At 56.5% G+C, this 24837-nt stretch carries 20 protein-coding genes and 1 pseudogene; 11 read left to right on the top strand and 10 right to left on the bottom strand.

Annotated elements, in window-relative coordinates; all coding sequences use genetic code 11:
- Positions 1-11: 11 nt before the first annotated feature.
- Together bcp and PGR10_RS09395 are read right to left on the bottom strand one after the other, a co-directional pair.
- The gene (gene bcp / locus PGR10_RS09400) at positions 12-482 is read right to left on the bottom strand and encodes a thioredoxin-dependent thiol peroxidase (protein WP_015365462.1); all 471 of its coding nucleotides are present in this window, start codon (positions 480-482) and stop codon (positions 12-14) included.
- 3 nt (positions 483-485) lie between these two features.
- Positions 486-1055: a glycine cleavage system transcriptional repressor gene (locus PGR10_RS09395; protein WP_015365463.1), complete on the bottom strand. Its 570-nt coding sequence runs from the start codon at positions 1053-1055 to the stop codon at positions 486-488.
- Positions 1056-1208: 153 nt separating this feature from the next.
- Here PGR10_RS09395 and dapA point away from each other — a divergent pair, with 153 nt between their 5' ends.
- The 6 genes from dapA (at position 1209) to ypfH (ending at position 7806) form a co-directional block, all read left to right on the top strand.
- Complete coding sequence (dapA, locus tag PGR10_RS09390) at positions 1209-2087, top strand: 4-hydroxy-tetrahydrodipicolinate synthase (RefSeq protein WP_015365464.1); 879 nt, start codon at positions 1209-1211, stop codon at positions 2085-2087.
- A gap of 16 nt (positions 2088-2103) precedes the next feature.
- Complete coding sequence (bamC, locus tag PGR10_RS09385) at positions 2104-3138, top strand: outer membrane protein assembly factor BamC (RefSeq protein WP_430923391.1); 1035 nt, start codon at positions 2104-2106, stop codon at positions 3136-3138.
- 142 nt (positions 3139-3280) lie between these two features.
- A complete protein-coding gene (gene purC, locus PGR10_RS09380) occupies positions 3281-3994 on the top strand; it encodes a phosphoribosylaminoimidazolesuccinocarboxamide synthase (protein WP_015703148.1) in 714 nt (237 codons plus the stop codon).
- Between the two features lie 120 nt (positions 3995-4114).
- Positions 4115-4990, top strand: a complete 876-nt coding sequence (gene ypfJ, locus PGR10_RS09375) for a KPN_02809 family neutral zinc metallopeptidase (RefSeq protein WP_045392648.1) — start codon at positions 4115-4117, stop codon at positions 4988-4990.
- Between the two features lie 9 nt (positions 4991-4999).
- Entirely contained in the window at positions 5000-7000 is a 2001-nt protein-coding gene (locus PGR10_RS09370; protein ID WP_087858427.1) for a tRNA(Met) cytidine acetyltransferase TmcA, read from the top strand.
- Positions 7001-7107: 107 nt separating this feature from the next.
- The gene (gene ypfH / locus PGR10_RS09365; protein WP_020078198.1) at positions 7108-7806 is read left to right on the top strand and encodes an esterase; all 699 of its coding nucleotides are present in this window, start codon (positions 7108-7110) and stop codon (positions 7804-7806) included.
- 101 nt (positions 7807-7907) lie between these two features.
- Here ypfH and PGR10_RS09360 read toward each other — a convergent pair whose 3' ends face one another.
- From PGR10_RS09360 to PGR10_RS09350, 3 genes are read right to left on the bottom strand one after another with little or no spacing between them, the layout of a single operon-like run.
- On the bottom strand, positions 7908-8108 hold the full coding sequence (locus PGR10_RS09360; RefSeq protein WP_015365470.1) for a YpfN family protein: 201 nt from the start codon (positions 8106-8108) through the stop codon (positions 7908-7910).
- Between the two features lie 53 nt (positions 8109-8161).
- Positions 8162-9289 carry a succinyl-diaminopimelate desuccinylase gene (dapE, locus tag PGR10_RS09355; RefSeq protein WP_430923389.1) on the bottom strand — a complete coding sequence of 376 codons (1128 nt, stop codon included), beginning with the start codon at positions 9287-9289 and terminating at the stop codon, positions 8162-8164.
- 3 nt (positions 9290-9292) lie between these two features.
- Entirely contained in the window at positions 9293-9649 is a 357-nt protein-coding gene (locus tag PGR10_RS09350) for an ArsC family reductase (RefSeq protein ID WP_015703145.1), read from the bottom strand.
- Positions 9650-10004: 355 nt separating this feature from the next.
- Here PGR10_RS09350 and ypfM point away from each other — a divergent pair, with 355 nt between their 5' ends.
- On the top strand, positions 10005-10064 hold the full coding sequence (gene ypfM / locus PGR10_RS09345) for a protein YpfM (RefSeq protein WP_087867655.1): 60 nt from the start codon (positions 10005-10007) through the stop codon (positions 10062-10064).
- An 84-nt stretch (positions 10065-10148) separates the two neighbouring features.
- Here the strand turns inward: ypfM and acrD are convergent, their stop codons facing one another.
- Positions 10149-13262: a multidrug efflux RND transporter permease AcrD gene (acrD, locus tag PGR10_RS09340; protein WP_308958894.1), complete on the bottom strand. Its 3114-nt coding sequence runs from the start codon at positions 13260-13262 to the stop codon at positions 10149-10151.
- Positions 13263-13645: 383 nt separating this feature from the next.
- Here acrD and aegA point away from each other — a divergent pair, with 383 nt between their 5' ends.
- The 3 genes and pseudogenes from aegA to PGR10_RS09325 all read left to right on the top strand — a co-directional run bounded on the left by aegA (position 13646) and on the right by PGR10_RS09325 (position 17396).
- Entirely contained in the window at positions 13646-15616 is a 1971-nt protein-coding gene (aegA, locus tag PGR10_RS09335) for a formate-dependent uric acid utilization protein AegA (RefSeq protein WP_430923388.1), read from the top strand.
- A gap of 58 nt (positions 15617-15674) precedes the next feature.
- Positions 15675-16272: pseudogene (gene nudK, locus PGR10_RS09330) on the top strand (GDP-mannose pyrophosphatase NudK).
- A gap of 77 nt (positions 16273-16349) precedes the next feature.
- A complete protein-coding gene (locus PGR10_RS09325; RefSeq protein ID WP_430923387.1) occupies positions 16350-17396 on the top strand; it encodes a DUF1176 domain-containing protein in 1047 nt (348 codons plus the stop codon).
- Here the strand turns inward: PGR10_RS09325 and tkt are convergent.
- A complete protein-coding gene (tkt, locus tag PGR10_RS09320) occupies positions 17386-19380 on the bottom strand; it encodes a transketolase (protein WP_430923386.1) in 1995 nt (664 codons plus the stop codon). The genes PGR10_RS09325 and tkt overlap by 11 nt on opposite strands.
- A 6-nt stretch (positions 19381-19386) precedes the next feature.
- The gene (gene tal, locus PGR10_RS09315; protein ID WP_087858434.1) at positions 19387-20355 is read right to left on the bottom strand and encodes a transaldolase; all 969 of its coding nucleotides are present in this window, start codon (positions 20353-20355) and stop codon (positions 19387-19389) included.
- 293 nt (positions 20356-20648) lie between these two features.
- On the opposite strand from tal, the gene maeB reads away from it, so the two are divergent.
- Complete coding sequence (gene maeB, locus PGR10_RS09310; protein ID WP_015365481.1) at positions 20649-22928, top strand: NADP-dependent oxaloacetate-decarboxylating malate dehydrogenase; 2280 nt, start codon at positions 20649-20651, stop codon at positions 22926-22928.
- 58 nt (positions 22929-22986) lie between these two features.
- Here the strand turns inward: maeB and hemF are convergent, their stop codons facing one another.
- Both hemF and amiA read right to left on the bottom strand, forming a co-directional pair.
- Positions 22987-23886: an oxygen-dependent coproporphyrinogen oxidase gene (gene hemF, locus PGR10_RS09305; protein ID WP_015365482.1), complete on the bottom strand. Its 900-nt coding sequence runs from the start codon at positions 23884-23886 to the stop codon at positions 22987-22989.
- Positions 23886-24758: an N-acetylmuramoyl-L-alanine amidase AmiA gene (amiA, locus tag PGR10_RS09300; RefSeq protein WP_087858435.1), complete on the bottom strand. Its 873-nt coding sequence runs from the start codon at positions 24756-24758 to the stop codon at positions 23886-23888. Before amiA ends, hemF begins: the two co-directional genes overlap by 1 nt.
- Between the last annotated feature and the right edge of the window lie 79 nt (positions 24759-24837).

Here is a 24837-nt window from a genome sequence, read left to right as displayed (position 1 = left end):
TCATTTAGACGTTATGCGTTTTCTTTCAGCCAGTTCAGCACGACATCGTGGTGATTGCTGGTTTTGAAGTTATCAAACACATGTTCAATCTTGCCGTCAGCATCAATGAGGAAGCTAATACGGTGAATACCGTCGTAGGTTTTCCCCATAAATGATTTTTCGCCCCAGACGCCGAACTGTTCGCAGACCTGATGATCTTCATCAGACAGCAGCGTAAAGTTCAGCAGCTCTTTTTCGGCAAAACGGGACAGCTTTTCTGGTTTATCAGTGCTGATACCCAGAACTTCGACGCCCGCTTTTTTCAGGTCGTCCATGTTATCGCGTAAACCGCACGCTTGTACGGTGCAGCCCGGGGTCATGGCTTTCGGGTAAAAATAAACCAGAACACGCTGTCCCTGGAAGTCGGTTAAATTTACTTCCTCGCCGTCCTGGTCCGGTAAGCTAAATTTCGGTGCGATATCACCGGCTTTCAGTGGGGTCATTGGTTAAACTCCATCCTGTTCATCATGCTGTGAATAATTAACGATGTTAATACTGCCTTGTGCGCTCAGTTCTGTACATAGGGCTTTGAACGCTTGCTCGATATTTGTCGTGTTTTGCGAGGCAGGACTGTGTGCGGTGATTTGAATAAATAGCTGAGCGGCGTCTTTATCTTCGCCCGGTTGAGTACGGGAGACCAGTTCGGCGATATTCATATTCCACGTGTCGCACAGCGCGGTAAAGCGCTCAATGATATGCGGCGAGTCCGGCACCTCTACCTGGATCCAAACCGTATTCGGCATCGCCTGCGGCGGCCGGGCGGAGGTGCGCTTCATTACGATCAGCAAATCCAGCTCGGCTCCTTTTAACGGCAGCGTTGATTCGATCAGGTTAATCGCGTTCCACGAGCCGGAAAGCAGCATTATAAACGTGAACTCGTCGCCGAGCATGGCCAACCGGCTGTCTTCAATGTTGCAGCCGCAGCTGCTGACGTGGCGAGTGATTGTGTTTACGATGCCGGGGCGGTCTGCGCCCAGAGCGGTAATCACCAGATAGTGTTGTAATGAGGCTGTCAAACCTGTTCTTCCTTTAAAAAGGTGAGGTAACATTAGGAAAGCATAAAAAAAACCGGCGTACAACATCCCAGATGGCGTTGGGTCTCTTGCTTTTATTGCGGCACCAAACGTAACATTGAGAATCTTGTCCCACTTCTGCTCTGAGGATGGCCCATGTTCACGGGAAGTATTGTAGCGCTTGTCACGCCGATGGATGATAACGGTAATGTCTGCCGGTCAAGCCTGAAAAAACTGATTGATTACCATGTCGCCAACGGAACCTCGGCGATTGTTTCGGTAGGGACTACCGGCGAATCCGCAACGTTAAGCCATGAAGAGCATGGCGACGTCGTGATGATGACCCTTGAACTGGCCGATGGCCGCATCCCGGTCATTGCTGGTACCGGTGCAAATGCAACCGCAGAGGCGATTAGCCTGACCAAACGTTTCAACGATAGCGGCGTTGTCGGCTGCCTGACGGTCACTCCTTATTATAACCGTCCGACTCAGGAAGGCCTGTTCCAACACTTTAAAGCTATCGCTGAGCATACTGACCTGCCGCAAATTCTGTATAATGTGCCGTCCCGTACCGGTTGCGATATGCTGCCGGAAACCGTTGGTCGCCTGGCGGAAATTAAAAATATTGTCGGTATTAAGGAAGCAACAGGGAACTTAAGTCGCGTTCACCAGATCAAAGAGCTGGTTTCAGACGACTTTATTCTGCTGAGCGGCGATGACGCGACCGGCATGGACTTTATCCAGCTCGGCGGCGTCGGCGTCATTTCCGTCACGGCGAACGTCGCCGCCCGTGAAATGGCGGACATGTGCCGACTGGCGATGGCGGGTCAATTCGCGGAAGCTCGCGCGATTAACCAGCGTCTGATGCCGCTGCATACAAAATTATTTGTCGAACCCAACCCGATCCCAGTCAAATGGGCTTGTAAGGCGTTGGGACTTGTAGCGACCGACACGCTGCGCCTGCCGATGACGCCGATTACCGAAGCGGGTACGAAAGCGGTTACCGCAGCGCTGAAGCATGCCGGTTTGCTGTAGAGTTTAGGGAGATTTGATGGCTTACTCAGTACAGAAGTCGCGCCTGGCGAAGGTTGCGGGTGTTTCGCTGGTTTTACTCCTCGCGGCCTGTAGTTCTGACTCGCGCTATAAGCGTCAGGTTAGCGGCGACGAGGCTTATTTAGATGCCGCGCCGCTCAGTGAACTTCACGCCCCGGCGGGGATGATCCTGCCGCTGCAGACTGGCGACTACAACATTCCGGTTGCCGCCAGCACCGGTGCGGTAGGTAAAGCGCTGGACATTCGTCCTCCGGCTCAGGCGTTAGCCCTGGTCAGCGGCGCGCGTACCCAGTTTAACGGCGACACTTCCACCCTGATGGTTGAAAATAGCCGTAGCGGTTCTTTATGGGCGCAGGTTGTCAGCATCGTACAGGCGAAAAACTACACCATCACCAAGCGTGACGATGCAGGCCAGACGCTGAGTACCGATTGGGTAGAGTGGAACCGCCTTGATGAAGACCAGCAGTACCGTGGCCGTTATCAAATCTCCGTTAAGCCGCAGGGCTATCAGCAGGCGGTGGTGGTGAAGCTCGTGAACCTGGAGCAGGCGGGCAAGCCCGTGTCTGACCCGGCTTCTCTGCAGCGCTACAGCACCTCGATGCTGAACGTTATCTCCTCCGGTCTTGATTCCAACGCCACCAATGCGCAGAATGCGGCGCAGAGAAGCGCTGGCGCGACCTTTGACGTGCAGAGCGCGGCGGATGACACCGGCTTGCCGATGCTGGTGGTGCGCGCGCCATTCAACATGGTATGGCAGAAACTGCCGGCCACGCTTGAAAAAGTGGGCATGAAGGTGACCGACAGCACTCGCTCCCAGGGCAGCATGGCGGTAACTTACAAGCCGCTGTCTGACAGCAGCTGGCAGGAACTGGGCGCAAGCGATCCGCAGTTGGTCTCTGGCGACTATAAACTGCAGGTCGGCGATCTCGATAACCGCAGTAGTCTGCAGTTCATCGACCCGAAAGGCCATACCCTGACGCAGTCGCAAAATGACGCCCTGGTAGCCGTATTCCAGGCCGCATTTAACAAGTAATAAAAAGGGCTGGAGCAATCCGGCCCTTTTTAATGTATAGTGACGCAAACGTGTGCGTAGCCGCAAAGTCCGGTAATTTGCCTGATTTTGCCTACGGGCGGAAAGGTAATTTTTTGGCTTAATATCACTGGAGTGGTGAAAGATGAAAAAGCAAGCTGAGTTGTATCGTGGCAAAGCGAAAACGGTATACAGCACCGAAAACCCGGATCTGCTGGTACTTGAATTCCGTAACGATACGTCAGCAGGGGATGGCGCCCGCATCGAGCAGTTCGATCGTAAAGGCATGGTGAATAACAAATTCAACCATTTCATTATGAGCAAGCTGGAAGAAGCCGGTATCCCGACCCAAATGGAAGCGCTGCTTTCCGATACTGAATGCCTGGTGAAAAAGCTGGATATGGTGCCGGTTGAATGCGTGATTCGTAACCGCGCGGCGGGTTCGCTGGTGAAACGCCTGGGTATTGAAGAAGGTATCGAACTGACTCCGCCGTTGTTCGATTTGTTCCTGAAAAACGACGCCATGCACGACCCGATGGTCAACGAATCCTACTGTGAGACGTTCGGCTGGGTGAATAAAGAAAACCTGGCGCGCATGAAGGAGCTCAGCTACAAAGCGAACGACGTACTCAGCAAGCTGTTTGATGATGCCGGTCTGATTCTGGTCGACTTCAAGCTGGAGTTTGGTCTGTTCAAAGGTGAAGTGGTGCTTGGCGATGAATTCTCTCCTGACGGCAGCCGTCTGTGGGATAAAAACACCCTCGATAAAATGGACAAAGACCGCTTCCGCCAGAGCCTCGGTGGCCTGATCGAAGCTTACGAAGAAGTGGCCCACCGTCTGGGCGTCAAGCTCGACTAATCCCCTCCGCGCCGGAAGAAATCATTCTTCTGGCGCTCTTATTCGTTGTTTCCTGTGGTAATCCTCCGCTGAACCGCCTACGATCTCTCATATTCGTAACATGATGGAATAGAGGTGCTTATGCGCTGGCAAGGGCGTCGTGAAAGCGACAATGTGGAAGACAGACGTAGTGATTCAGGTTCGCCGCTGGGCGGCGGCGGTGGCGGTTTCCGCATCCCAAGCGGTAAAGGCGGCATCGTCCTGCTGATTATCGTTCTGGTGGCGGGTTATTATGGCGTGGATTTAACCGGCATGCTGACCGGCGAACCGATGCCGCAGCAGCAAACCTCAACCCAGCGTTCCATCAGCCCGAAGGATGACGAAGCGGCGAAGTTCACCTCCGTTATTCTGGCCACCACCGAAGACACCTGGGGGCCTATTTTCGAAAAGATGGGGCGGCAATATGTTCAGCCGAAGCTGGTGATGTATCGCGGCGCGACCCGTACCGGTTGCGGCACCGGCCAATCGGTGATGGGGCCGTTCTACTGCCCGGCGGACAGCACGGTCTATATCGACCTGTCATTCTATGACGAGATGAAAAACAAACTCGGCGCTGACGGCGACTTCGCGCAGGGCTACGTGATTGCGCACGAAGTCGGCCACCATGTGCAGAAGCTGCTCGGCATTGAACCTAAGGTCCGTCAGATGCAGCAGCAGGCTTCGCAGACCGAAGTGAACCGCCTGTCGGTGAAAATGGAGCTGCAGGCAGACTGCTTTGCGGGCGTCTGGGGCAATAACATGCAGAAACAGGATGTGATGGAAACCGGCGATCTGCAGGAGGCGCTCAATGCCGCTGAGGCCATCGGCGACGATCGTCTGCAGGAGCAGAGCCAGGGCCGTGTGGTGCCGGATAGCTTCACCCATGGGACTTCCCAGCAGCGCTATACGTGGTTCAAACGCGGTTTCGATAGCGGCGACCCTGCGCAGTGTAATACCTTCGGCAGCGCGCTTCGCTAACGTTTGCCGATGGAAACGCTGCTTGACCTGACCGCGCAGATGGCGCGCGAGGGTATTCGTCGCCTGCTGGTGCTCAGCGGTGACGAACATTGGTGTCTGGCGCAGGCCGTTGAGCTGCGAGAGCGGCTGGGCGGCGATAGTCTATGGGTAGTCGCGTTGCCGCAGCAGGAACCCTGCGTGGCGCCGGGCGCGCTGAAAACGCTGCTCGGGCGCGAATTTCAGCATGCCTTTTTCGACGCTCGCCACGGTTTTGACGTGGCGGCTTTTGCCGCGCTTGCCGGCACGCTGCGCGCCGGCAGCTGGTTAGTGCTCCTGGCGCCGGATTTTGCCCGCTGGCCTGAGCAGGCGGATGGCGATTCGCTGCGCTGGAGCGATACGTCTGAACCGATCGCCACCCCTAACTTTGTCCACCGTTGTCTTCAACTCTTTAACGCGGATCCTGAGGTCGCCCTGTGGCGACAGGGCTACGGCTTACGGTTGCCGGAGGCGGTGCCGCGCAGGTACTGGCATGCTGCCGATGGTTACCCGCAGGCCGAACAGGCCGCTATTCTCACTTCGCTGACGTCGTCGCCCCCACACATTGCCGCCGTCACCGCCGGGCGCGGGCGCGGTAAATCTGCGCTGGCGGGAATGTTGATTCATCAGCTAGCTGGTTCCGCCATCGTCACCGCGCCGACGCGCGACGCGACAGAGGTCATCGCCGCTTTTGCGGGACAGAAGATGCGCTTTATGGCGCCTGATGCGCTGCTGGCAAGCGACGCAAAAGCCGACTGGCTGGTGGTCGATGAGGCCGCCGCTATCCCGGCGCCGACGCTACGCCAGCTGACGGCGCGTTTTCCCCATACGCTGTTGACGACGACGGTTCAGGGCTATGAGGGGACCGGTCGTGGCTTCTTGTTGAAGTTCTGCGCCAGTTTCCCAACGCTACGGCGGTATCATCTGTCGTCGCCGATTCGCTGGGCGCCGGGTTGCCCGCTGGAGTCGGTTATCGATCGGCTATTGTTGTTTAACGATGAGGCGTTTCTCCAGGCGCCGCACGGGGAACCGCAGCTGGAGACGTTAAGCCAGCGTGCCTGGCGCGAACAGCCCTCGCGCCCATCAGAGGCTTATCAACTGCTTTCCGGCGCGCATTACCGCACTTCGCCGCTGGATTTGCGCAGGATGATGGATGCGCCGGGCCAGCACTTTACCGTGGCTCGCTGCGAGGATGGGGTCGCTGGCGCGGTGTGGCTGGTGGAAGAGGGCGGTCTCGAACCTGAGCTTAGCCGCGCCGTCTGGGCCGGATATCGCCGCCCGCGCGGCAATCTTGTGGCCCAGTCATTGGCCGCTCACGGCGGTAGCCCGTTGGCGGCGACGCTGACCGGCAGACGCGTCAGCCGTATTGCCGTACATCCAGCGCGCCAGCGCGAAGGACAGGGGCAGCGTTTAATCGCCCATGCCGTCAAGCAGACGCATGGGTGTGACTATCTCTCCGTCAGCTTTGGTTTTACCCCTGAACTATGGCGCTTCTGGCAGCGCTGCGGGTTTCTGCTGGTGCGCATGGGAACGCATCGCGAGGCGAGCAGCGGCTGTTATACGGCGATGGCGCTTTATCCGCTCAGCGAAGAGGGGCGGCAGCTGGCCAGGCGTGAACATCAACGGCTGGCGCGGGATGAGCGCTGGCTAAGTCAGTGGCGTGATGAACGCGCTCCGGTGACGGCGGATGAAACAACTATGCTTACTGAGGAGGACTGGCTGGAGGTCGCCGGTTTCGCCTTTGCGCATCGTCCGCTGTTGACGGCGGTCGGGAGTCTGAACCGGCTCTTACAGGCGACGCCGCTGCCGTTAGTGGCGCTTCGTGCGCGATTAGCGCAGCAGGATGAGGCAACGCTGTGCGCAAACCTTGGTTTATCCGGCCGAAAGGCGCTACTGGCGCGACTGCGGGAAGAGGCGGCGGCGGCCATGGCGGGACTCGATCCTGCCCGCGCGCAACAGCTGGAAGAGTGGGTCAGGAAGCTGCAATTTTTTTAACTAACTCATTCAGTTAAATGGCATGGTCATATTCCCTGCGCGGCGTAAACTGCCTTGCATCAACCAGGAGCCAGATTCCTGTTTATCTGAGACATCAGGAGACAACCATGAAACACGATCACTTTATTGTTCAGAGCCCGGCGACGCCTGCGCAACAGTTGCTGCTGCTGTTTCATGGCGTGGGCGATAATCCGGTTTCGATGGGGCAAATTGGTAGCTGGTTTGCGCCGCAATTTCCCAATGCGCTCATTGTCAGTATCGGTGGCGCAGAACCCTGCGGCCCGGCGCCGGCGCGGCAGTGGTTTTCGGTGCAAGGCGTGACGGAAGAGAATCGTCAGCAACGCATTGATGCCATTATGCCGACCTTTATTGAAACGGTGCGCTACTGGCAAAAACAGAGCGGTTTAGGCCCGCAGGCAACGGCGCTGATCGGTTTTTCGCAGGGTGCGATTATGTCGCTTGAGAGTATTAAAGCCGAGCCAGGGCTGGCGTCACGGGTGATTGCCTTTAACGGGCGTTACGCGACGTTGCCGCAAACGGCGACTACGCAAACCACCGTGCATCTGATCCACGGCGGCGAGGATCGGGTGATCGATCTGGCGTGGGCGGTTTCCGCGCAGGAGCGGCTGCAGGAGCTGGGGGGAGATGTTACGCTGGATATCGTTGAAGATCTCGGACATGCCATTGATGATCGCAGCATGCAGTTTGCCCTCGACCGTCTGCGGTATACCGTACCGAAGCACTATTTTGATGAAGCGTTAAGCGGCGGTACGCCGAAAGATGACGATATAATCGAAATGCTGTAATGGCCCCGCGGTACAACGTCGGCTGGTTTAGGTAGCCCGGGTAAGGCGTCAGCCGCTACCCGGGAATGCATCCAGCCTGCGCGATGACGGGGAGCGCAGGTTTACTTCTTCGGCTGGTCTTTGTTCGGCCAGTCGTCGTCGTCATCCCACTTGCTATTGAAGTCGCGATGCGGCGGCAGATCCGGTTTGTTGTCGAGATACTTTTTCGGGTCGACGCGATTAAGATCTTTAATCACGTTGATCATTACCCCGACTAAAAATACTAACACCAGAATCCACCAGTGGTTGATAAGCCATTCCATGCTGTGTCCTCTTTTTACCCCGCAGCGGCGCTGCGGGGTAATCGTTATTGTCGTCAGGCGACCAGTTGTTCCATGATGCGTTGATACATCCGCGCCAGCAGCTGCAGGTCGGCGGCGTTGACACATTCATTAATTTTATGAATGGTCGCATTCACCGGGCCCAGTTCAACTACCTGCGCGCCCATGCGGGCGATAAAGCGTCCGTCAGAGGTACCGCCGGTGGTTAGCAACTGCGGTTTTACTTCATTATAGTGCTCAATGGCGTTCACGACCGCATCGACAAGATTGCCGCGACCGGTCAGGAATGGCTGGCCGGAAAGCCACCATTCGACGGTATAGCGCAGCTGATATTTTTCCAGCAGCGCGATGATGCGCGCCTTGATCATCTCGTCGGTCAGCTCGGTGCTGAAACGGAAGTTGAACTGAACGAACATATCGCCAGGGATGACGTTGTTACTGCCGGTGCCGGACTGCACGTTGGCGATTTGCATGCTGGTTGGCGGGAAGTATTCGTTGCCTTTATCCCATTCGATAGCCACCAGCTCCGCCAGCATCGGCGCCGCGCGGTGTACCGGGTTATCGGCGAGATGCGGATAAGCGACGTGGCCCTGGACGCCATGAATCGTCAGGTTACAGGTGAGTGAACCGCGACGGCCGTTTTTCACGACATCGCCAACCACTTCGGTACTCGAGGGTTCGCCGACCAGGCAGTAATCAAGACGCTCGTTACGCGCCATCAGCGCTTCGACCACTTTTACCGTGCCGTGGGTGGCGCTGGCCTCTTCATCAGAGGTGATGAGAAACGCCAGGCGGCCTTTGTGATTCGGGTACTGCGCGACAAAACGCTCGGCGGCGACAACCATCGCCGCCAGCGACCCTTTCATATCCGCCGCGCCGCGGCCAAACAGCATGCCATCGCGGATAGTCGGTTCAAACGGCGGATTGATCCAGCGGTCGGCGTCGCCTGCCGGCACCACATCGGTATGGCCGGCAAAGGCCAGCGTTTCACCCTGTCCACGCCAGGCCCAGAAATTTTGCGTATCGCCGAAGTCCATCGCTTCAACGGTAAAGCCGATCACCCGCAGGCGTTCAATCATTAACGCCTGGCATCCCGCATCATTGGGGCTAAGGGAAGGGCGGCGAATAAGCTGCTGAGCCAGCTCAATGACCGGGCAAGACATAGACTACACCTCGTTAATAAATTTTTCGTAGTTTGCTTCGCTAAAGCCCAGCAGCATAGGCTGACCGGGCGCGCAGAGCAATGGGCGTTTGATAATTGCCGGCATTTCCAGCATCAACGCCGCCGCCGCATCGGCATTATCGATCCCAGTGCGGACCGATTCATCGAGTTTGCGCCAGGTGGTGCCGCGGGTGTTAAGCAGCGCTTCCCAGCCTAATTCGGCAATAAAGGTATTCAGCAATTCGCGGTCCAGTCCGTCAACACGATAATCGTGGAAGCGATAGTCTATCTGATGGGCTTCCAGCCAGCGGCGGGCCTTTTTAATGGTGTCGCAGTTTTTGATGCCGTACATGGTCAACATAATTAAACCTTCACGTTAAAAGAATATGTTTCTCAGTTTTTTCCGAATATATAAGCTTTGTTAAATAATACGTGAATCGGCTGGATAAATATAACTTTTCAGCCTTGTCTGATTAAAATTTGTTCTTTTTCTCGGCAGACTAAGATAATGAATTACAGGAATTCTGATATTAACAAAATGTTGCGTAATGTTGCTCCATGTCACATTAAATTTACATGAACCGGCTTATGGTAGCCGCAAGCCAGAGTATTCAAGGCTTGTGGCGACAAGAAAAGCGATTAGAGCGATAGATCGGACGAACTTCTCCTGAGCGGGGAAATTATCTAAAATCGCCATAATAATAAGAGAGGCTATTATGATTGAACATGAACTGGGGAACTGGAAAGATTTTATCGAAGATATGCTGCGTAAATAAAATCTGGCTTTGTCGGTACTGAAGACAATGTTTGACCCATGAAAAAGGCGACTGTGACAGTCGCCTTTTCTGTTATTTGCAGGTTTATTCCGGCCTCTCTTTCAGCGGGAAGCGGCGGCGTACCAACACGAAGAACAGCGGTACAAAGAAGATGGCCAGCACGGTGGCGGAGATCATGCCGCCCATGACGCCGGTACCAACAGCGTGCTGGCTGCCGGAGCCCGCGCCGGTACTGGTGGCCATTGGTAGCACGCCAAAGATAAACGCCAGTGAGGTCATCAGTATCGGGCGTAGACGCTGGCGGCAGGCCGATAGCGTGGCGGTCAGCAGATCTTCACCTTTCTGGTTGAGTTCGTTGGCGAACTCAACAATCAGGATGGCGTTCTTGGCCGACAGGCCGATGACCGTCAACAGACCTACCTGGAAGTAGACATCGTTTTCCAGGCCGCGCATCCAGGTCGCCAGCAGCGCGCCGATAACCCCCAGCGGCACCACCAGCATCACCGAGAACGGTACCGACCAGCTTTCATATAGCGCCGCCAGACACAGGAAGACCACCAGCAGAGAAATGGCATACAGGGCAGGCGCCTGAGCGCCAGACAAACGCTCCTGATAGGACATCGCTGTCCATTCCAGGCCGAAACCGTTCGGGAGCTGTTTGGCTAACTCTTCCATAATGGTCATGGCGGTTCCGGTGCTGACGCCAGGCGCGGCTTCGCCGACGATCTCGACCGCTGAGTAGCCATTGTAACGTTCGAGGCGCGGCGAACCTGTTTCCCAACGCGAGGTGGCGAAGGCGGAGAACGGTACCATGGTGCCGCTGTTGTTACGCACATACCACAAATTGATATCGTCCGGCAGCATGCGATATTTCGCCGCCGCCTGGACGTAGACCTTCTTCACGCGTCCGCGATCCATAAAGTCGTTTACGTAGCTCGAACCCCAGGCGGTCTGTAGCGTATCGTTAATATCATCAATGGAGACTCCCAGCGCCTGGGCTTTACGCTGGTCGATATCAACCTGTAGCTGCGGGCTGTCGTCCAGGCCGTTGTGGCGCACGCGGGTGAGCTGGTCGTTGTTCGCCGCCAGCTCCAGCAGCTTATCGCGCGCTGACATCAACGCCTCGTGGCCGTTACCAGCGTGGTCTTCAAGCTCCATATCGAAGCCGGCGGAGCTGCCGAGACCGCTGATGGCCGGCGGGCTACTGGCAAAGACGCGCGCTTCTTTAATTTTGTTGAAAGCCTTGGTCGCGCGCTCAATGATAGCGAATGAGGAGCCAGTGGTTGGGTCGCGTTGGTCCCAGTCTTTCAGGCGCACAAACATACGAGCAACGTTCTGGCCGTTTCCGCCGGGGCCGGAGCCGACGGTTGCAAATACCGACTCGACGTTACTCTTCTCGTTATTGAGGAAATAATCTTCCGCTTTCTGCACCACCTTCAGCGTCTGCTGTTGGGTGGAACCGCTCGGAAGCTGTATCGAGGTGGTGAACATACCGCGGTCTTCCAGAGGCAGGAATGAGGTCGGCAGATGCAGGAACAGCAGCACCATGCCGCCGAGCAGCAGGACATAAATCAAAATCCAGCGCAGCGAGCGGTGGAGAATTTTGCCCACGAAAGTTTCATAGCGGCTGGCGCTGCGGTTGAAGGTGCGGTTAAACCAGCCGAAGAACCCTTTTTGACCATGCACCTCGCCTTTATGAATCGGTTTTAACAGCGTGGCGCACAGCGCCGGGGTGAGGATCATCGCTACCAGCACCGACAGCACCATTGCTGAAACGATGGTAATGGAGAACTGGCGGTAAATGGCGCCGGTGGTGCCGCCGAAGAAGGCCATGGGGACGAATACCGCCGATAGCACCATAGCGATACCGACCAGCGCCCCCTGGATCTGTTTCATCGATTTTCGCGTCGCTTCACGCGGCGAAAGACCTTCTTCGCTCATAATGCGCTCGACGTTTTCAACCACGACGATGGCATCATCGACCAGCAGTCCGATAGCCAGCACCGTCGCGAACATCGTCAGGGTGTTAATACTGTAACCGCAGGCGTAGAGCACCGCGAAGGTGCCCATCAATACTACCGGCACGGCGATGGTCGGGATCAGGGTCGCGCGGAAGTTCTGCAAGAACAAATACATGACCAGGAACACCAGCAGAATCGCCTCCAGCAGCGTTTTCACTACATCGGTAATCGAGGCTTTTACAAAAGAGGTGGTCTCGTAGGCGACTTTATACTGCAGCCCGTGCGGAAAATATTGCGACAGTTCATCAAGACGGGCGATAACGCGCTCGGCGGTGGCCATTTCGTTGGCGCCGGAGGCGAGCTTAATCCCCAGCCCCGAAGCGGCCTGACGATTATAGCGGCTCAGATAATCATATTTTTCTGCGCCCATTTCGACGCTGGCGACGTCGCCCAGCGTGACTTCCGAACCATCCTGATTAACGCGCAGGGTAATATCGCGGAACTGCTGCGGCGTTTGCAGCAGCGATTGCGAGTTGATGGTGGCGTTCAGCGCCTGCTTATCAACCGACGGCGTACCGCCCAACTGGCCGACGGCAATCTGCGCGTTCTGCGATTCGATGGCGTCAGTCACATCTTTCGCCGTCATCTGATAGCTGTTGAGTTTCGCCGGATCGAGCCAGATACGCATTGAGTACTGCGAACCGTAGGCGTCGATATCGCCGACGCCGTTGACGCGGCTTAGAGGATCCTGCACGTTACTGGCGACGTAGTCAGCAATATCCTGCTTATCCATGCTGCCGTCGGTAGAGACAAACGCAAGAGTCAGAATGTTGGTGTCGCCGGTTTTGCGCACCGTGACCCCCTGATTCTGTACCGCCTGCGGCAGTTTTCGCATTGCCGATTGCAGCTGGTTTTGTACCTGCTGCACGGCTTCATCCGGATCGGTACCGGCGGTAAAGCTCAGGGTAACCGTTGCCTGACCGGTGGCGCTACTCTGCGATGACATATACATGAGGTTATCAAGGCCGGTCATGTTTTGTTCGATAACCTGGGTGACGGTATTCTCCAGCGTTTGCGCCGAGGCGCCGGGATAATTCGCCGTGACTCGGACGTTAGGCGGCGCCAAATCCGGATATTGTTCTACGGGGAGCGACAAAATTGCCAGCGTGCCGGTCAGGACTAATAAAATAGCCAAAACCCAGGCAAAGATGGGGCGATCGATAAAGAAATTCGCCATCGGAATCAGGACCTCATTGTGTACATTTTTTGTTATTGCGCAGCCTGTGATACTTTATAGATAACCCCGCAGGCAATCGTGGAGAAATTAAGGAGATAGTGTAATTTATCATGTGTCTTTTATGAGAGCGTAAAGAAACGTCTGTCGCTCCTCTCTGAATTTATATGCGCTTATCACGTCTTTTCTGTCATTCCGTCAAAGCCGCTTATTATTGCTCAGCTAAATGAAACAAAATTTCATTCAGGTCAATATTTTTGATCTAAACCGGATTCTGGTGAGAAAAGCCGATTTCTGGGCAAACGACCATTGTCCCACGGTCATGATGTCAGGTAATAAACAGTCATACTAAATGAGGGGTTATTAGCGATAAGCCGGAAGGATGTATGAACCACTTTATTATGAGCGATAGTCGCAAATGCATCGGATGCAGGGGCTGCGAAGTGGCCTGCGTGCTGGCGCATAATGGCGAACAACATGTCTTGACCCCACAGCGCTTTTTGCCGCGCATTAGCGTTATTAAAAACCAGAGCCAGCGTAACGCGGTAACCTGTCGTCACTGTGAAGGCGCGCCCTGCGTGCGTAGCTGCCCTAACGGCGCCATTAGCCAGCAGGATGACAGCGTATTAGTACATGGAGAAAAATGTATTGGCTGTAAATCCTGCGTGGTGGCTTGCCCCTTTGGCGTGATGCAAATCGTCGTCACGTCAGACGGCAGAGCAACCGCGCATAAATGCGACTTATGCCATGAGCGCGACGCCGGGCCAGCCTGCGTGCAAAATTGTCCGGCGCAGGCGTTACAGCTGGCGAACGATTCCGCGTTAAGCGAGATGGCGAAAGCGCGGCGGCTGCGGGCGGCGCGTGCGGATGCGGCGTCATGGCAACATCGGACTTTGACCGCCTTAGCGCCGACTACCGGCGATAAAGCCAGCCAGATGGCGGCCACGCCCGCCCGCGGCGAGGCGGATAAACTGGCGGCTGACGCGCGTAAACAGCACTTTGGCGAAATCTATTTGCCGTTCAGCGCCGCGCAGGCGCAGCGGGAAACGCAACGCTGTCTGAAATGCGGCGATCGCAGCATCTGCGAGTGGACCTGTCCGCTACATAACCATATTCCGCAGTGGATCGAGCGGGTAAAAGCCGGCGACATCGCCAGCGCCGTTGAGCTTTCCCATCAAACCAACTGCCTGCCGGAAATTACCGGCCGCGTCTGCCCGCAGGATCGCCTGTGCGAAGGCGCCTGCACGCTGCGCGACGAGAGCGGCTCGGTGACTATCGGCAACATCGAACGCTATATCTCCGACCAGGCGCTGGCCGGCGGCTGGCGCCCAGACCTTTCGGCAGTAAAAGCCAGCGGCAAGAAGGTTGCCATCATCGGCGCCGGGCCTGCGGGCCTGGCCTGCGCCGACCTTCTGGCGCGTAGCGGCGTGGCGGCGGTGGTGTTCGATCGCCACCCGGAAATCGGCGGCCTGCTGACTTTCGGCATTCCGCCTTTCAAACTGGATAAATCATTGCTGGCGCGTCGGCGCGAGATTTTCAGCCAGATGGGCATCCGCTTTGAACTGAACTGCGAGGTGGGAAAAGACATCAAACTCGCTCAACTGCTTGCAGATTATGACGCGGTTTTCGTCGGCGCCGGTACCTATCGCTCGATGAAAGCCGATCTGCCCAACGAGGAGGCGCCGGGCGTGTATGAGGCGCTGCCGTTCCTTATTGCCAACACCAAACAGGTGATGGGGCTGGAGGCGCTGGCCGATGAGCCTTATATCGATACCGCCGGGCTGAAGGTTGTCGTGCTGGGGGGCGGCGATACGGCGATGGACTGCGTGCGTACCGCGCTGCGCCACGGCGCGCAACAGGTCACCTGCGCCTATCGTCGTGATGAAGCCAATATGCCGGGGTCGAAAAAAGAGGTCAAAAATGCCCGGGAAGAGGGGGCGAGCTTTGAATTCAATGTTCAGCCGATCACCCTTGAGCTCGGCGAGGACGGCCGAGTCTGCGGCGTGCGTTTTCTGCGCACCCAGCTTGGCGAACCTGACGCACAGGGCCGCCGCAGCCCGTCGCCTGTCCCCGGCAGCGAATTTGTCATGCCTGCCGACGCGGTCATTATGGCGTTTGGTTTCCACCCGCATTCGATGCCGTGGCTGGAAGCCGCAGGGGTACAGCTGGATAGCCGCGGGCGGATCAAGGCGAGCGTGGAGAGCCGCTATCGTTATCAGACCAGTAATCAGAAGGTCTTCGCCGGCGGCGACGCGGTACGCGGCGCGGATTTGGTGGTGACGGCGATGGCGGAAGGGCGGCATGCCGCGCAGGGGATCATGGACTACCTGGGCGTCGCTTCCGCACTGACGCACTAACGACAAAGCAGGCTCCGCGGCGTAGTATGACCGGGTTATTTCACGCTGCGGAGTTTGCATGTCACTTAATATCCACGTCATTAAAGATAGAATTCTCTCCGAAAACTATTTTCTGCTGCGCAACATGACCTATGAGTTGACGCGCCGCGACGGCAGCGTCGTGCGTCACAAACGCGAAGTGTACGATCGCGGCAACGGCGCCACGGTTCTGCTTTACAACCCCAGCAAGCAAAGCGTGGTACTGGTGCGCCAGTTCCGCGTCGCCACCTGGGTTAACGGCAACCCGGATGGCATGCTGATTGAAACCTGCGCCGGACTGCTGGATAACGACGCGCCAGAGGTATGTATCCGCAAGGAGGCGATCGAGGAGACCGGCTATCAGGTCGGCGAGGCGCGCAAGGTCTTCGAACTTTATATGTCCCCCGGCGGCGTGACCGAGCTGATTCACTTTTTTATCGCCGAATACAGCGAAGCGCAGCGCGCTAACCGGGGCGGCGGCGTGGATGATGAAGATATTGAGGTACTGGAACTGCCGTTCGTCCGGGCGCTGGAGATGGTCGCCAGCGGTGAAATCCAGGATGGCAAAGCGGTGATCCTGCTGCAATACCTACAAAATTCCGGCCTGATGTCGCGGGATCTCTGATAAATCTGATTGAGCAAAACCCCGCCAGTGCTGATGATAATGATGAATTAGAAATCACTCTGTCAGTCATACTTCGGGATTGTGCCGCTCATGCTTTATCGGGTTTTAATACTGCTTTTTTTCGGTTTTCTGCCGACATCGTTGGCGTGGGCGGCGCCAGCCCAGCAGCTGTTTGGAGACTGGCTTGTCACCTGCAACAATCAAAATTATTGCGTCACGCGTAATGTCGGGCTGCATCATGGATTGGTGATGACGCTAAGCCGCAGCGCGGGAGCGGCCACTGATGCCGCTTTGCGCATCGAACTTGGCGGCGTTGGTAATCCGGTTGCCGCGCTGGCGGCCATCGGCCCGCGGCTGCAGCTAGATGAAAAACCGCTGCATTTTGACGGTAAACATTGGCAGATTGCCGATAAGCTAATTAAAACCAGCGATAGCGTCAGCATCGACGCTTTCCTGCAGCAGGCCCAGGAGGGGAAAGAAATTACCCTGCAAAACGGTCTGCAAAGTATTTCATTAAAGGGCCTCAAGGCCGCGCTGCTATTTATTGATAATCGGCAAAAGCGGGTCGGCAGCGAAACCGCGTGGGTCGGCAAAGGTGAAGAACCACCGCTCAGCGTACCGCCAGCGCCGGCATTGCGAACCGTCGGCCAGGCGGAAGTGGCGCAATCGCCGCTTAGCCGCGACGAACTTAATGAGCTTATCGATTATGGCAATGAGCGGATGAATGCCAGTCCCTGTTCGCTGGATCCTTTCCGCCGGGAAATCCGCGTCACCGCGCTGACCGATGAGAAAGTTCTGCTGATGACTAGTTGCGAAGCGGGCGCCTACAACACCGTCTGGCTGGCGTGGCTGGTGTCGCGCAAAACGCCGCATCTCTCCCGCCAGGTGCGCCTGGCGCTGCCTTTCCAGCCTCCGGGGAATGCGCCGCGGGATATAGAGCTGATTAACGCCAGCTTCGATGAGCAGCGTCGTGAACTGGTGACCTTCGATAAAGGCCGCGCGCCGGGCGATTGCGGAATCCAAACCCGCTGGCGTTATGACGGCCAGCGGTTTAATTTGACCCGCTACGCTCAGCAACCGCAGTGCGATAACTGGCAGGGGCCAGATGCCTGGCCCACACTATGGATCACCCGTTAAGCACTTTGCGGCTGACTTCGACAATATGTTCAGCGGTAAAGCCGAAGAACGGGAACAGCTTGTCGGCAGGCGCCGATTCCCCGTAGCGGGTCATACCAACAATTGCGCCTTTCAGGCCGACATATTTATACCAGTAGTCGGCAATACCGGCTTCGATAGCGACGCGGGCGCTAACATCGGAAGGCAGCACCGACTCGCGCCAGGCCTCATCCTGAGCATCGAAAACGTCGGTGGAAGGCAGCGACACCACCCGCACGTTTACGCCGCTGGCCAGCAGCGTCTCCGCCGCCTGAACGGTAATCTCGACTTCCGAACCGGTGGCGATAAGGATGAGATCCGGCTTGCCGCCCGCATCTTTCAGAACGTAACCGCCGCGCGCAATTTCCTGCACCTGTTCTGGCGTACGGGCCATTTGCGCCAGATTCTGTCGCGAAAGGATTAACGCGGTAGGGCCGTCATTGCGCTCGATGGCCGCCTGCCAGGCGACGGCGGTTTCCACCTGATCGCACGGCCGCCAGGTACTAAAATTGGGCGTCAGGCGCAGGCTTGCCAGTTGCTCCACCGCCTGATGCGTTGGGCCGTCTTCGCCAAGGCCGATTGAATCATGGGTGTAGACCATAATCTGGTGCGCTTTCATCAGCGCCGCCATGCGCGCGGCGTTGCGCGCGTATTCGACGAACATCAGGAAAGTCGAGGTATAGGGAATAAAACCGCCGTGCAGGGCGATGCCGTTAGCTACCGCGGTCATACCGAATTCGCGTACGCCGTAGTGGATATAATTACCCGCCTGATCCTCTTTGATCGACTTAGAGCCGGACCAGATCGTCAGGTTACTGGGCGCCAGGTCGGCGGAACCACCGAGCAGCTCAGGCAAATCCGGGCCGTAGGCGTTAAGCGCATTTTGCGAAGCCTTACGGCTGGCGATTTTCGCCGGTTCCGACTGTAGCTTCGCCACATAATCGTGGGCCGTTTTTTGCCAGTCAGCCGGGAGCTCACCTTCCATGCGGCGTTTCAGTTCAGCCGCCAGTTCTGGATACTGCTGCTGGTAAGCGGCGAATTTTTCATTCCACGCATGTTCTGCTTTCTCGCCGCGCGGCCGCGCATCCCAGCCCTGATAAATTTCTTTCGGGATTTCAAACGGCGGGTATTTCCAGCCCAGCTGTTCGCGGGCCAGCGCGACCTCCTTTTCCCCCAAGGCCGCGCCGTGCGACTCTTCGGAACCGGCTTTATTTGGTGAACCAAAGCCGATTATGGTGCGGCAAATAATCAGCGAGGGTTTGTCTGTTACCGCCTGCGCCTCCTGGATTGCCTGCTTCACCGCCTGCGGATCGTGACCGTCGATATCGCCAATCACGTGCCAGTGGTAGGCGCGAAAGCGCTCGGCGGTATCGTCGGTGAACCAGCCTTCAACGTGGCCGTCAATAGAGATACCGTTGTGATCGTAGAACCCGATCAGCTTGCCTAATCCCAGGGTGCCCGCCAGCGAACTGGCCTCGTGAGAAATCCCCTCCATCAGACAGCCATCGCCCATAAACACCCAGGTGTAGTGATCGACGATGTCGTGGCCGGGACGGTTAAACTGCGCCGCCAGCGTGCGTTCGGCGATAGCCATCCCGACGGCGTTAGCCAGCCCCTGGCCGAGCGGCCCGGTGGTGGTTTCCACGCCGGGGGTATAGCCATGTTCCGGATGGCCCGGCGTTTTCGAAAGCAGCTGGCGGAAGTTTTTCAGCTCATTCATCGGCAGATCGTAGCCGGTCAAATGCAGCAGGCTATACAGCAGCATCGAAGCATGGCCGTTAGACAAAATGAAACGATCGCGATCGTACCAGTGCGGATTTGTCGGGTTGTGCTTGAGAAAATCGTTCCACAGCACTTCGGCGATATCCGCCATCCCCATCGGAGCGCCGGGGTGGCCGGAATTGGCTTTCTGGACGGCGTCCATGCTCAGGGCGCGAATGGCGTTAGCAAGCTCTCTTCGGGACATAGTCGTTTACTCCGTGACAAAGGATGACAGTTTTGCTGCTAGCAGATCTTCCAGTTTGCGTTGATCGACGGCGAACTGGCGAATACCTTCCGCCAACTTTTCTACCGCCATCGGATCCTGGTTATGCTCCCAGCGGAATTCCGCTTCGCTTAGCGGAACCGGGCGCGGAAGTATCTGATGAGCGGGGATGAGTTTGCGTATTACCGGCGCGTCGCTGGCCTGCAGCTCTTGTAACAAGGCCGGGGAGATGGTCAGGCGGTCGCAGCCGACCAGCGCGAGGATTTGTTCGGTGCGGCGGAAGCTGGCGCCCATCACGATGGTGTTGTACTTATGGAGTTTGAAATAGTCGTAAATATTACGCACTGATTTCACCCCAGGGTCTTCATCAACCACGTAGGGATCTAACGGCTGACGTGCCTGATACCAATCGTAAATACGCCCGACGAAGGGCGAAATCAGAAACACGCCGGCTTCAGCGCAAGCGCGAGCCTGGGCGAAAGAGAACAGCAGCGTCAGGTTGCAGTGAATCCCTTCTTTTTCCAACACCTCCGCGGCGCGGATCCCTTCCCAGGTGGAGGCTAGTTTGATCAGGATCCGCGACTTATCGATCCCCATTTCCTGATAGAGAGCGACCAGATGGCGCGCTTTCTCGATACTTTTTTCACGATTGAAGGAGAGACGGGCATCGACTTCGGTGGAGACGCGCCCTGGGATGCTTTTGAGTATTTCCGCACCAAAATTGACCGCCAGTTTATCGCAGGCATTGGCGACCTGCGTCTCGCGGTTGCCGCCCTGTTTTGCGGCCCAGGCCAGGGCATCATCGATAAGCCCGGCGTAGTTTTCCAGTCCGGCAGCCTTTAAGAGCAGCGAAGGATTGGTGGTGGCATCTTCCGGCTGATAGTGGCGGATAGATTCAATGTCGCCGCTGTCGGCGACCACGGTGGTGAACTGTTTGATACTGTCTAGCTGATTCATTAAAAAGTACTCCTGGAACAATAAGTTGCATGAGTTCTTGTCGTTATGCGGTAGAGAGGGTGATGAGGTACATAACTAAAAAGCATAGCAGACGGGGCTATCATTGACCGTGAAACTAGGTTACATAAATATTATAAATTGATAACAACCAGACCTTTGTGATGGCAAGAGTATGGCGGCCTTCAAAGTTTAAACCGCCGTCAGGCGCGATACTAAGCCTCGCCTTAAGGCGGGCCGACGGCTCGCCATCACGCTTCACCCCCTACGATTCGATACGTGAAAGGAACCATAAAATGGATGAGCAGTTGAAACAAAGCGCCCTCGATTTCCACGAGTTCCCGGTGCCCGGGAAAATTCAGGTGTCGCCGACTAAACCTCTGGCGACCCAACGCGATCTGGCGCTGGCATATTCGCCGGGCGTTGCCGCGCCGTGCCTGGAAATTGAGAAGGATCCTTTGGCCGCTTACAAATATACCGCTCGCGGCAACCTCGTGGCGGTGGTCTCTAACGGTACCGCCGTCCTCGGTTTAGGCAATATCGGCGCGCTGGCCGGAAAACCGGTAATGGAAGGAAAGGGCGTTCTGTTTAAGAAATTCGCCGGCATTGATGTGTTTGATATTGAAGTCGATGAGCTGGATCCTGACAAATTCATTAATGTCGTTGCCGCCCTGGAGCCGACATTTGGCGGCATCAACCTCGAAGATATTAAAGCGCCGGAATGTTTCTATATTGAGCAGAAACTGCGTGAGCGCATGAATATTCCGGTGTTCCACGACGATCAGCACGGCACGGCGATTATCAGTACCGCGGCAATTCTCAACGGTCTGCGGGTGGTTGAGAAGAATCTCTCTGATGTGCGGATGGTGGTCTCCGGCGCGGGAGCGGCGGCTATCGCCTGTATGAACCTGCTGGTGGCGCTGGGAATGCAGAAACACAATATCGTGGTCTGCGACTCGAAAGGCGTTATCTATAAAGACCGCGAAGCCAACATGGCGGAAACCAAAGCGGCCTACGCGGTGGAAGACGACGGGAAACGTACCCTCGACGATGTCATCGATGGCGCGGACATTTTCCTTGGCTGCTCCGGGCCGAAAGTTCTGACTCCGGAGATGGTCAAGAAGATGGCGCGCTCACCGCTGATCCTCGCGCTGGCGAATCCGGAGCCGGAAATCCTGCCGCCGCTGGCGAAGGAAGTGCGCGACGACGTGATTATTTGTACCGGCCGTTCCGACTATCCAAACCAGGTCAACAACGTGCTGTGCTTCCCGTTCATCTTCCGCGGCGCGCTGGATGTCGGCGCGACGGCGATAAACGAAGAGATGAAGCTGGCGGCGGTTCATGCTATCGCCGAGCTGGCGCATGCCGAACAGAGCGAAGTCGTGGCTTCCGCCTATGGCGACCAGGACCTCAGCTTTGGCCCGGAGTACATTATTCCGAAACCGTTCGATCCGCGTCTGATCGTCAAGATCGCCCCAGCGGTCGCTAAAGCGGCGATGGAATCCGGCGTGGCGACGCGGCCGATTGCCGACTTCGATGCCTACATCGAGAAGCTGAGCGAGTTCGTTTATAAAACCAACCTGTTTATGAAGCCGATCTTTTCCCAGGCGCGCAAAGAGCCGAAGCGCGTGGTGCTGGCGGAAGGTGAGGAGACCCGCGTGCTGCACGCTACGCAGGAGCTGGTATCTCTGGGGCTGGCGAAGCCAATCCTCATCGGTCGTCCGAGCGTGATTGAAATGCGCATCCAGAAACTGGGTCTGCAGATCAAACCGGGCGTGGACTTTGAAATCGTCAATAATGAATCCGATCCGCGCTTTAAAGAGTACTGGAGCGAGTACTATCAGCTGATGAAGCGCCGCGGCATTACCCAGGAGCAGGCGCAGCGGGCGGTCATTAGCAACACTTCGGTCATTGGCGCGATTATGGTTCATCGCGGTGAGGCGGATGCGATGATCTGCGGAACCATCGGCGATTATCATGAGCACTATCGCGTGGTTCAGCCGCTGTTTGGCTTCCGCGACGGCGTCAGCACCGCCGGGGCGATGAACGCGCTGCTGCTGCCAAGCGGCAACACCTTTATCGCCGACACCTACGTCAATCACGATCCATCGCCGGAAGAGCTGGCGGAGATCACCCTGATGGCGGCGGAAAGCGTGCGTCGTTTTGGTATCGAACCGCGCGTGGCGCTGCTGTCGCACTCTAACTTCGGTTCAGCTGATTGCCCGTCCGCCAGCAAAATGCGCAAAACGCTGGAATTGGTGAAAGCGAGCGCGCCGGATCTGATGATTGACGGCGAAATGCACGGCGACGCCGCGCTGGTGGAGAGCATCCGCAACGATCGTATGCCGGATAGCCCGCTGAAAGGGGCGGCTAATATTCTGGTGATGCCGAATATGGAAGCCGCGCGTATCAGCTACAACCTGCTGCGCGTCTCCAGTTCGGAAGGGGTCACCGTCGGACCGGTACTGATGGGTATCGCTAAGCCGGTGCATATTCTGACGCCTATTGCCTCCGTGCGCCGTATCGTCAATATGGTGGCGCTGGCGGTCGTGGAAGCGCAGACTCAGCCGCTATAAGCACAATAAAAAAGTAAGCCCCGGTATGCCGGGGCTTTTTTGTCTCAGAAGACCTAAATTAGATCCACTCTTTGACTTTAATAAACTCGCTCAATGCGGCTTCCGGGCTGCCTTCTTGCGGGTGGTAGTCATACTCCCAGCGCACCAGCGGCGGCATCGACATCAGAATAGACTCCGTACGCCCGCCGGTCTGCAGGCCGAACAGCGTGCCGCGATCCCACACCAGATTGAATTCCACATAACGCCCGCGGCGATAAAGCTGGAAATCGCGTTCGCGTTCGCCATAAGGCGTGGTTTTTCGGCGCTCAACGATCGGCAGGTAAGCGTCGGTAAAGCCGTTGCCCACCGCCTGCATAAAGGCGAAGCAGTGGTCGAAATCCGGCGTATTTAAATCATCAAAGAACAGGCCGCCAATGCCGCGCTGCTCATTGCGGTGCTTAAGGAAGAAGTAATCATCGCACCACTTTTTATAGCGCGGATAGACCTCGTCGCCGTACGGCAGGCACAAATCGCGGGCGGTACGATGCCAGTGGATGGCGTCTTCTTCAAATCCGTAATAAGGCGTTAAATCAAAACCGCCGCCGAACCACCACACCGGATCGGCGCCGGGCTTCTCGGCAATAAAAAAGCGAACGTTAGCGTGGCTGGTCGGCACATAGGGGTTGCGCGGATGCACCACCAGCGAAACACCCATTGCTTCAAAGCTGCGCCCGGCCAGTTCCGGGCGGTGGGCGGTGGCAGAGGCGGGCATCGCATCGCCGTGGACGTGAGAAAAATTAACTCCGGCCTGCTCAAAGATGCCGCCGTCACGTAAAACCCGGCTGCGTCCGCCGCCGCCGCCTTCACGCTGCCAGCTATCTTCAACAAAATCCTTGCCGTCAACGGCGGAGAGTTTGGCGCAAATGGCATCCTGCAGCTGAAGAAGGAAGGCTTTGACCTGCTGTACATCGGGTTTCATTAACGTCTCTTCGAATGCGCTTTCTGGTTATCGAACCAGTGGAAATAACTAATAATGCCGGAAGCAATAGCGTTAGCAATCTTCTGGCGAAACGCGGTTGTGCCAAGTAGCTTCTCTTCATTTGGGTTGGTAATGAACGACGTTTCGACCAGCACCGAGGGAATAGAAGGGGACTTCAGCACCACAAAGGCCGCCTGCTCTGTATTGCGGCTGTGCAGCTTATGCACCGGCTTAATCTTTTTCAGAATATGCGAGCCAAGCGTCAGGCTGTTCTTAATGGTGTCGGTTTGCACCAAATCGAACAATACCTGCTGCAGCAGATGGTCCTTATCCGTCGCTTTTTTACCGGCAACCTCGTCGGCGCGGTTTTCGCGCTCGGAGAGATATTTCGCCATGGCGCTACTGGCGCCGCGGTTGGAGAGCGCAAAGACGGAGGCGCCGGCCGCACTCGGGTTGGTAAAGCCGTCGGCGTGAATCGACATAAACAGATCGGCGCCGTGCTGGTGGGCAATCTCAACGCGATCGTACAGCGGAATAAAGGTATCGCCGCTACGCGTCAGACGGGCATCGATGCCGTTGCTGCGTAAAATGCTGCGCACATTTTTGGCAATGGCCAGCACGACGTGTTTTTCTTTCGAACCGTTGTGGCCAATTGCCCCCGTATCGATGCCGCCATGACCGGGGTCAAGCATCACCAGGCGCTTGCTGCCTGCTTTCTTTGCGACGGGTTTGCTGTGTCCATTGGAAGTTTTTAGCGGCTGTTCTTTGGCTTTGGCTTGGGAAGCAACGCCGGTTAGCGTCATCGCAGCCAGTCCTGCCTTCAGCACCTGACGGCGCGAAGCAAGTATTTTTAATGGTTTAAAAGTGCTCATTCGGCCTGAATTGTAAACAAGTGATGTCCAATGTTATATCGTATCGCGTTTCCCGTTACGACCACTCAAAATAAGAATT

Origin of the sequence: Klebsiella sp. 141198 (assembly GCF_050600785.1) — a bacterium.
GTDB classification, from domain to species: Bacteria; Pseudomonadota; Gammaproteobacteria; order Enterobacterales; family Enterobacteriaceae; genus Klebsiella; species Klebsiella aerogenes.
This window is presented reverse-complemented; position numbering and strand designations above follow the sequence as displayed.

Bases quoted from the DNA above. Each gene is read 5' to 3' on its own strand.
- bcp (WP_015365462.1), bottom strand. From the start codon at position 482: ATGACCCCACTGAAAGCCGGTGATATCGCACCGAAATTTAGCTTACCG.
- dapA (WP_015365464.1), top strand. From the start codon at position 1,209: ATGTTCACGGGAAGTATTGTAGCGCTTGTCACGCCGATGGATGATAAC.
- bamC (WP_430923391.1), top strand. From the start codon at position 2,104: ATGGCTTACTCAGTACAGAAGTCGCGCCTGGCGAAGGTTGCGGGTGTT.
- purC (WP_015703148.1), top strand. From the start codon at position 3,281: ATGAAAAAGCAAGCTGAGTTGTATCGTGGCAAAGCGAAAACGGTATAC.
- ypfJ (WP_045392648.1), top strand. From the start codon at position 4,115: ATGCGCTGGCAAGGGCGTCGTGAAAGCGACAATGTGGAAGACAGACGT.
- PGR10_RS09370 (WP_087858427.1), top strand. From the start codon at position 5,000: ATGGAAACGCTGCTTGACCTGACCGCGCAGATGGCGCGCGAGGGTATT.
- ypfH (WP_020078198.1), top strand. From the start codon at position 7,108: ATGAAACACGATCACTTTATTGTTCAGAGCCCGGCGACGCCTGCGCAA.
- PGR10_RS09360 (WP_015365470.1), bottom strand. From the start codon at position 8,108: ATGGAATGGCTTATCAACCACTGGTGGATTCTGGTGTTAGTATTTTTA.
- dapE (WP_430923389.1), bottom strand. From the start codon at position 9,289: ATGTCTTGCCCGGTCATTGAGCTGGCTCAGCAGCTTATTCGCCGCCCT.
- PGR10_RS09350 (WP_015703145.1), bottom strand. From the start codon at position 9,649: ATGTTGACCATGTACGGCATCAAAAACTGCGACACCATTAAAAAGGCC.
- acrD (WP_308958894.1), bottom strand. From the start codon at position 13,262: ATGGCGAATTTCTTTATCGATCGCCCCATCTTTGCCTGGGTTTTGGCT.
- aegA (WP_430923388.1), top strand. From the start codon at position 13,646: ATGAACCACTTTATTATGAGCGATAGTCGCAAATGCATCGGATGCAGG.
- PGR10_RS09325 (WP_430923387.1), top strand. From the start codon at position 16,350: ATGCTTTATCGGGTTTTAATACTGCTTTTTTTCGGTTTTCTGCCGACA.
- tkt (WP_430923386.1), bottom strand. From the start codon at position 19,380: ATGTCCCGAAGAGAGCTTGCTAACGCCATTCGCGCCCTGAGCATGGAC.
- tal (WP_087858434.1), bottom strand. From the start codon at position 20,355: ATGAATCAGCTAGACAGTATCAAACAGTTCACCACCGTGGTCGCCGAC.
- maeB (WP_015365481.1), top strand. From the start codon at position 20,649: ATGGATGAGCAGTTGAAACAAAGCGCCCTCGATTTCCACGAGTTCCCG.
- hemF (WP_015365482.1), bottom strand. From the start codon at position 23,886: ATGAAACCCGATGTACAGCAGGTCAAAGCCTTCCTTCTTCAGCTGCAG.
- amiA (WP_087858435.1), bottom strand. From the start codon at position 24,758: ATGAGCACTTTTAAACCATTAAAAATACTTGCTTCGCGCCGTCAGGTG.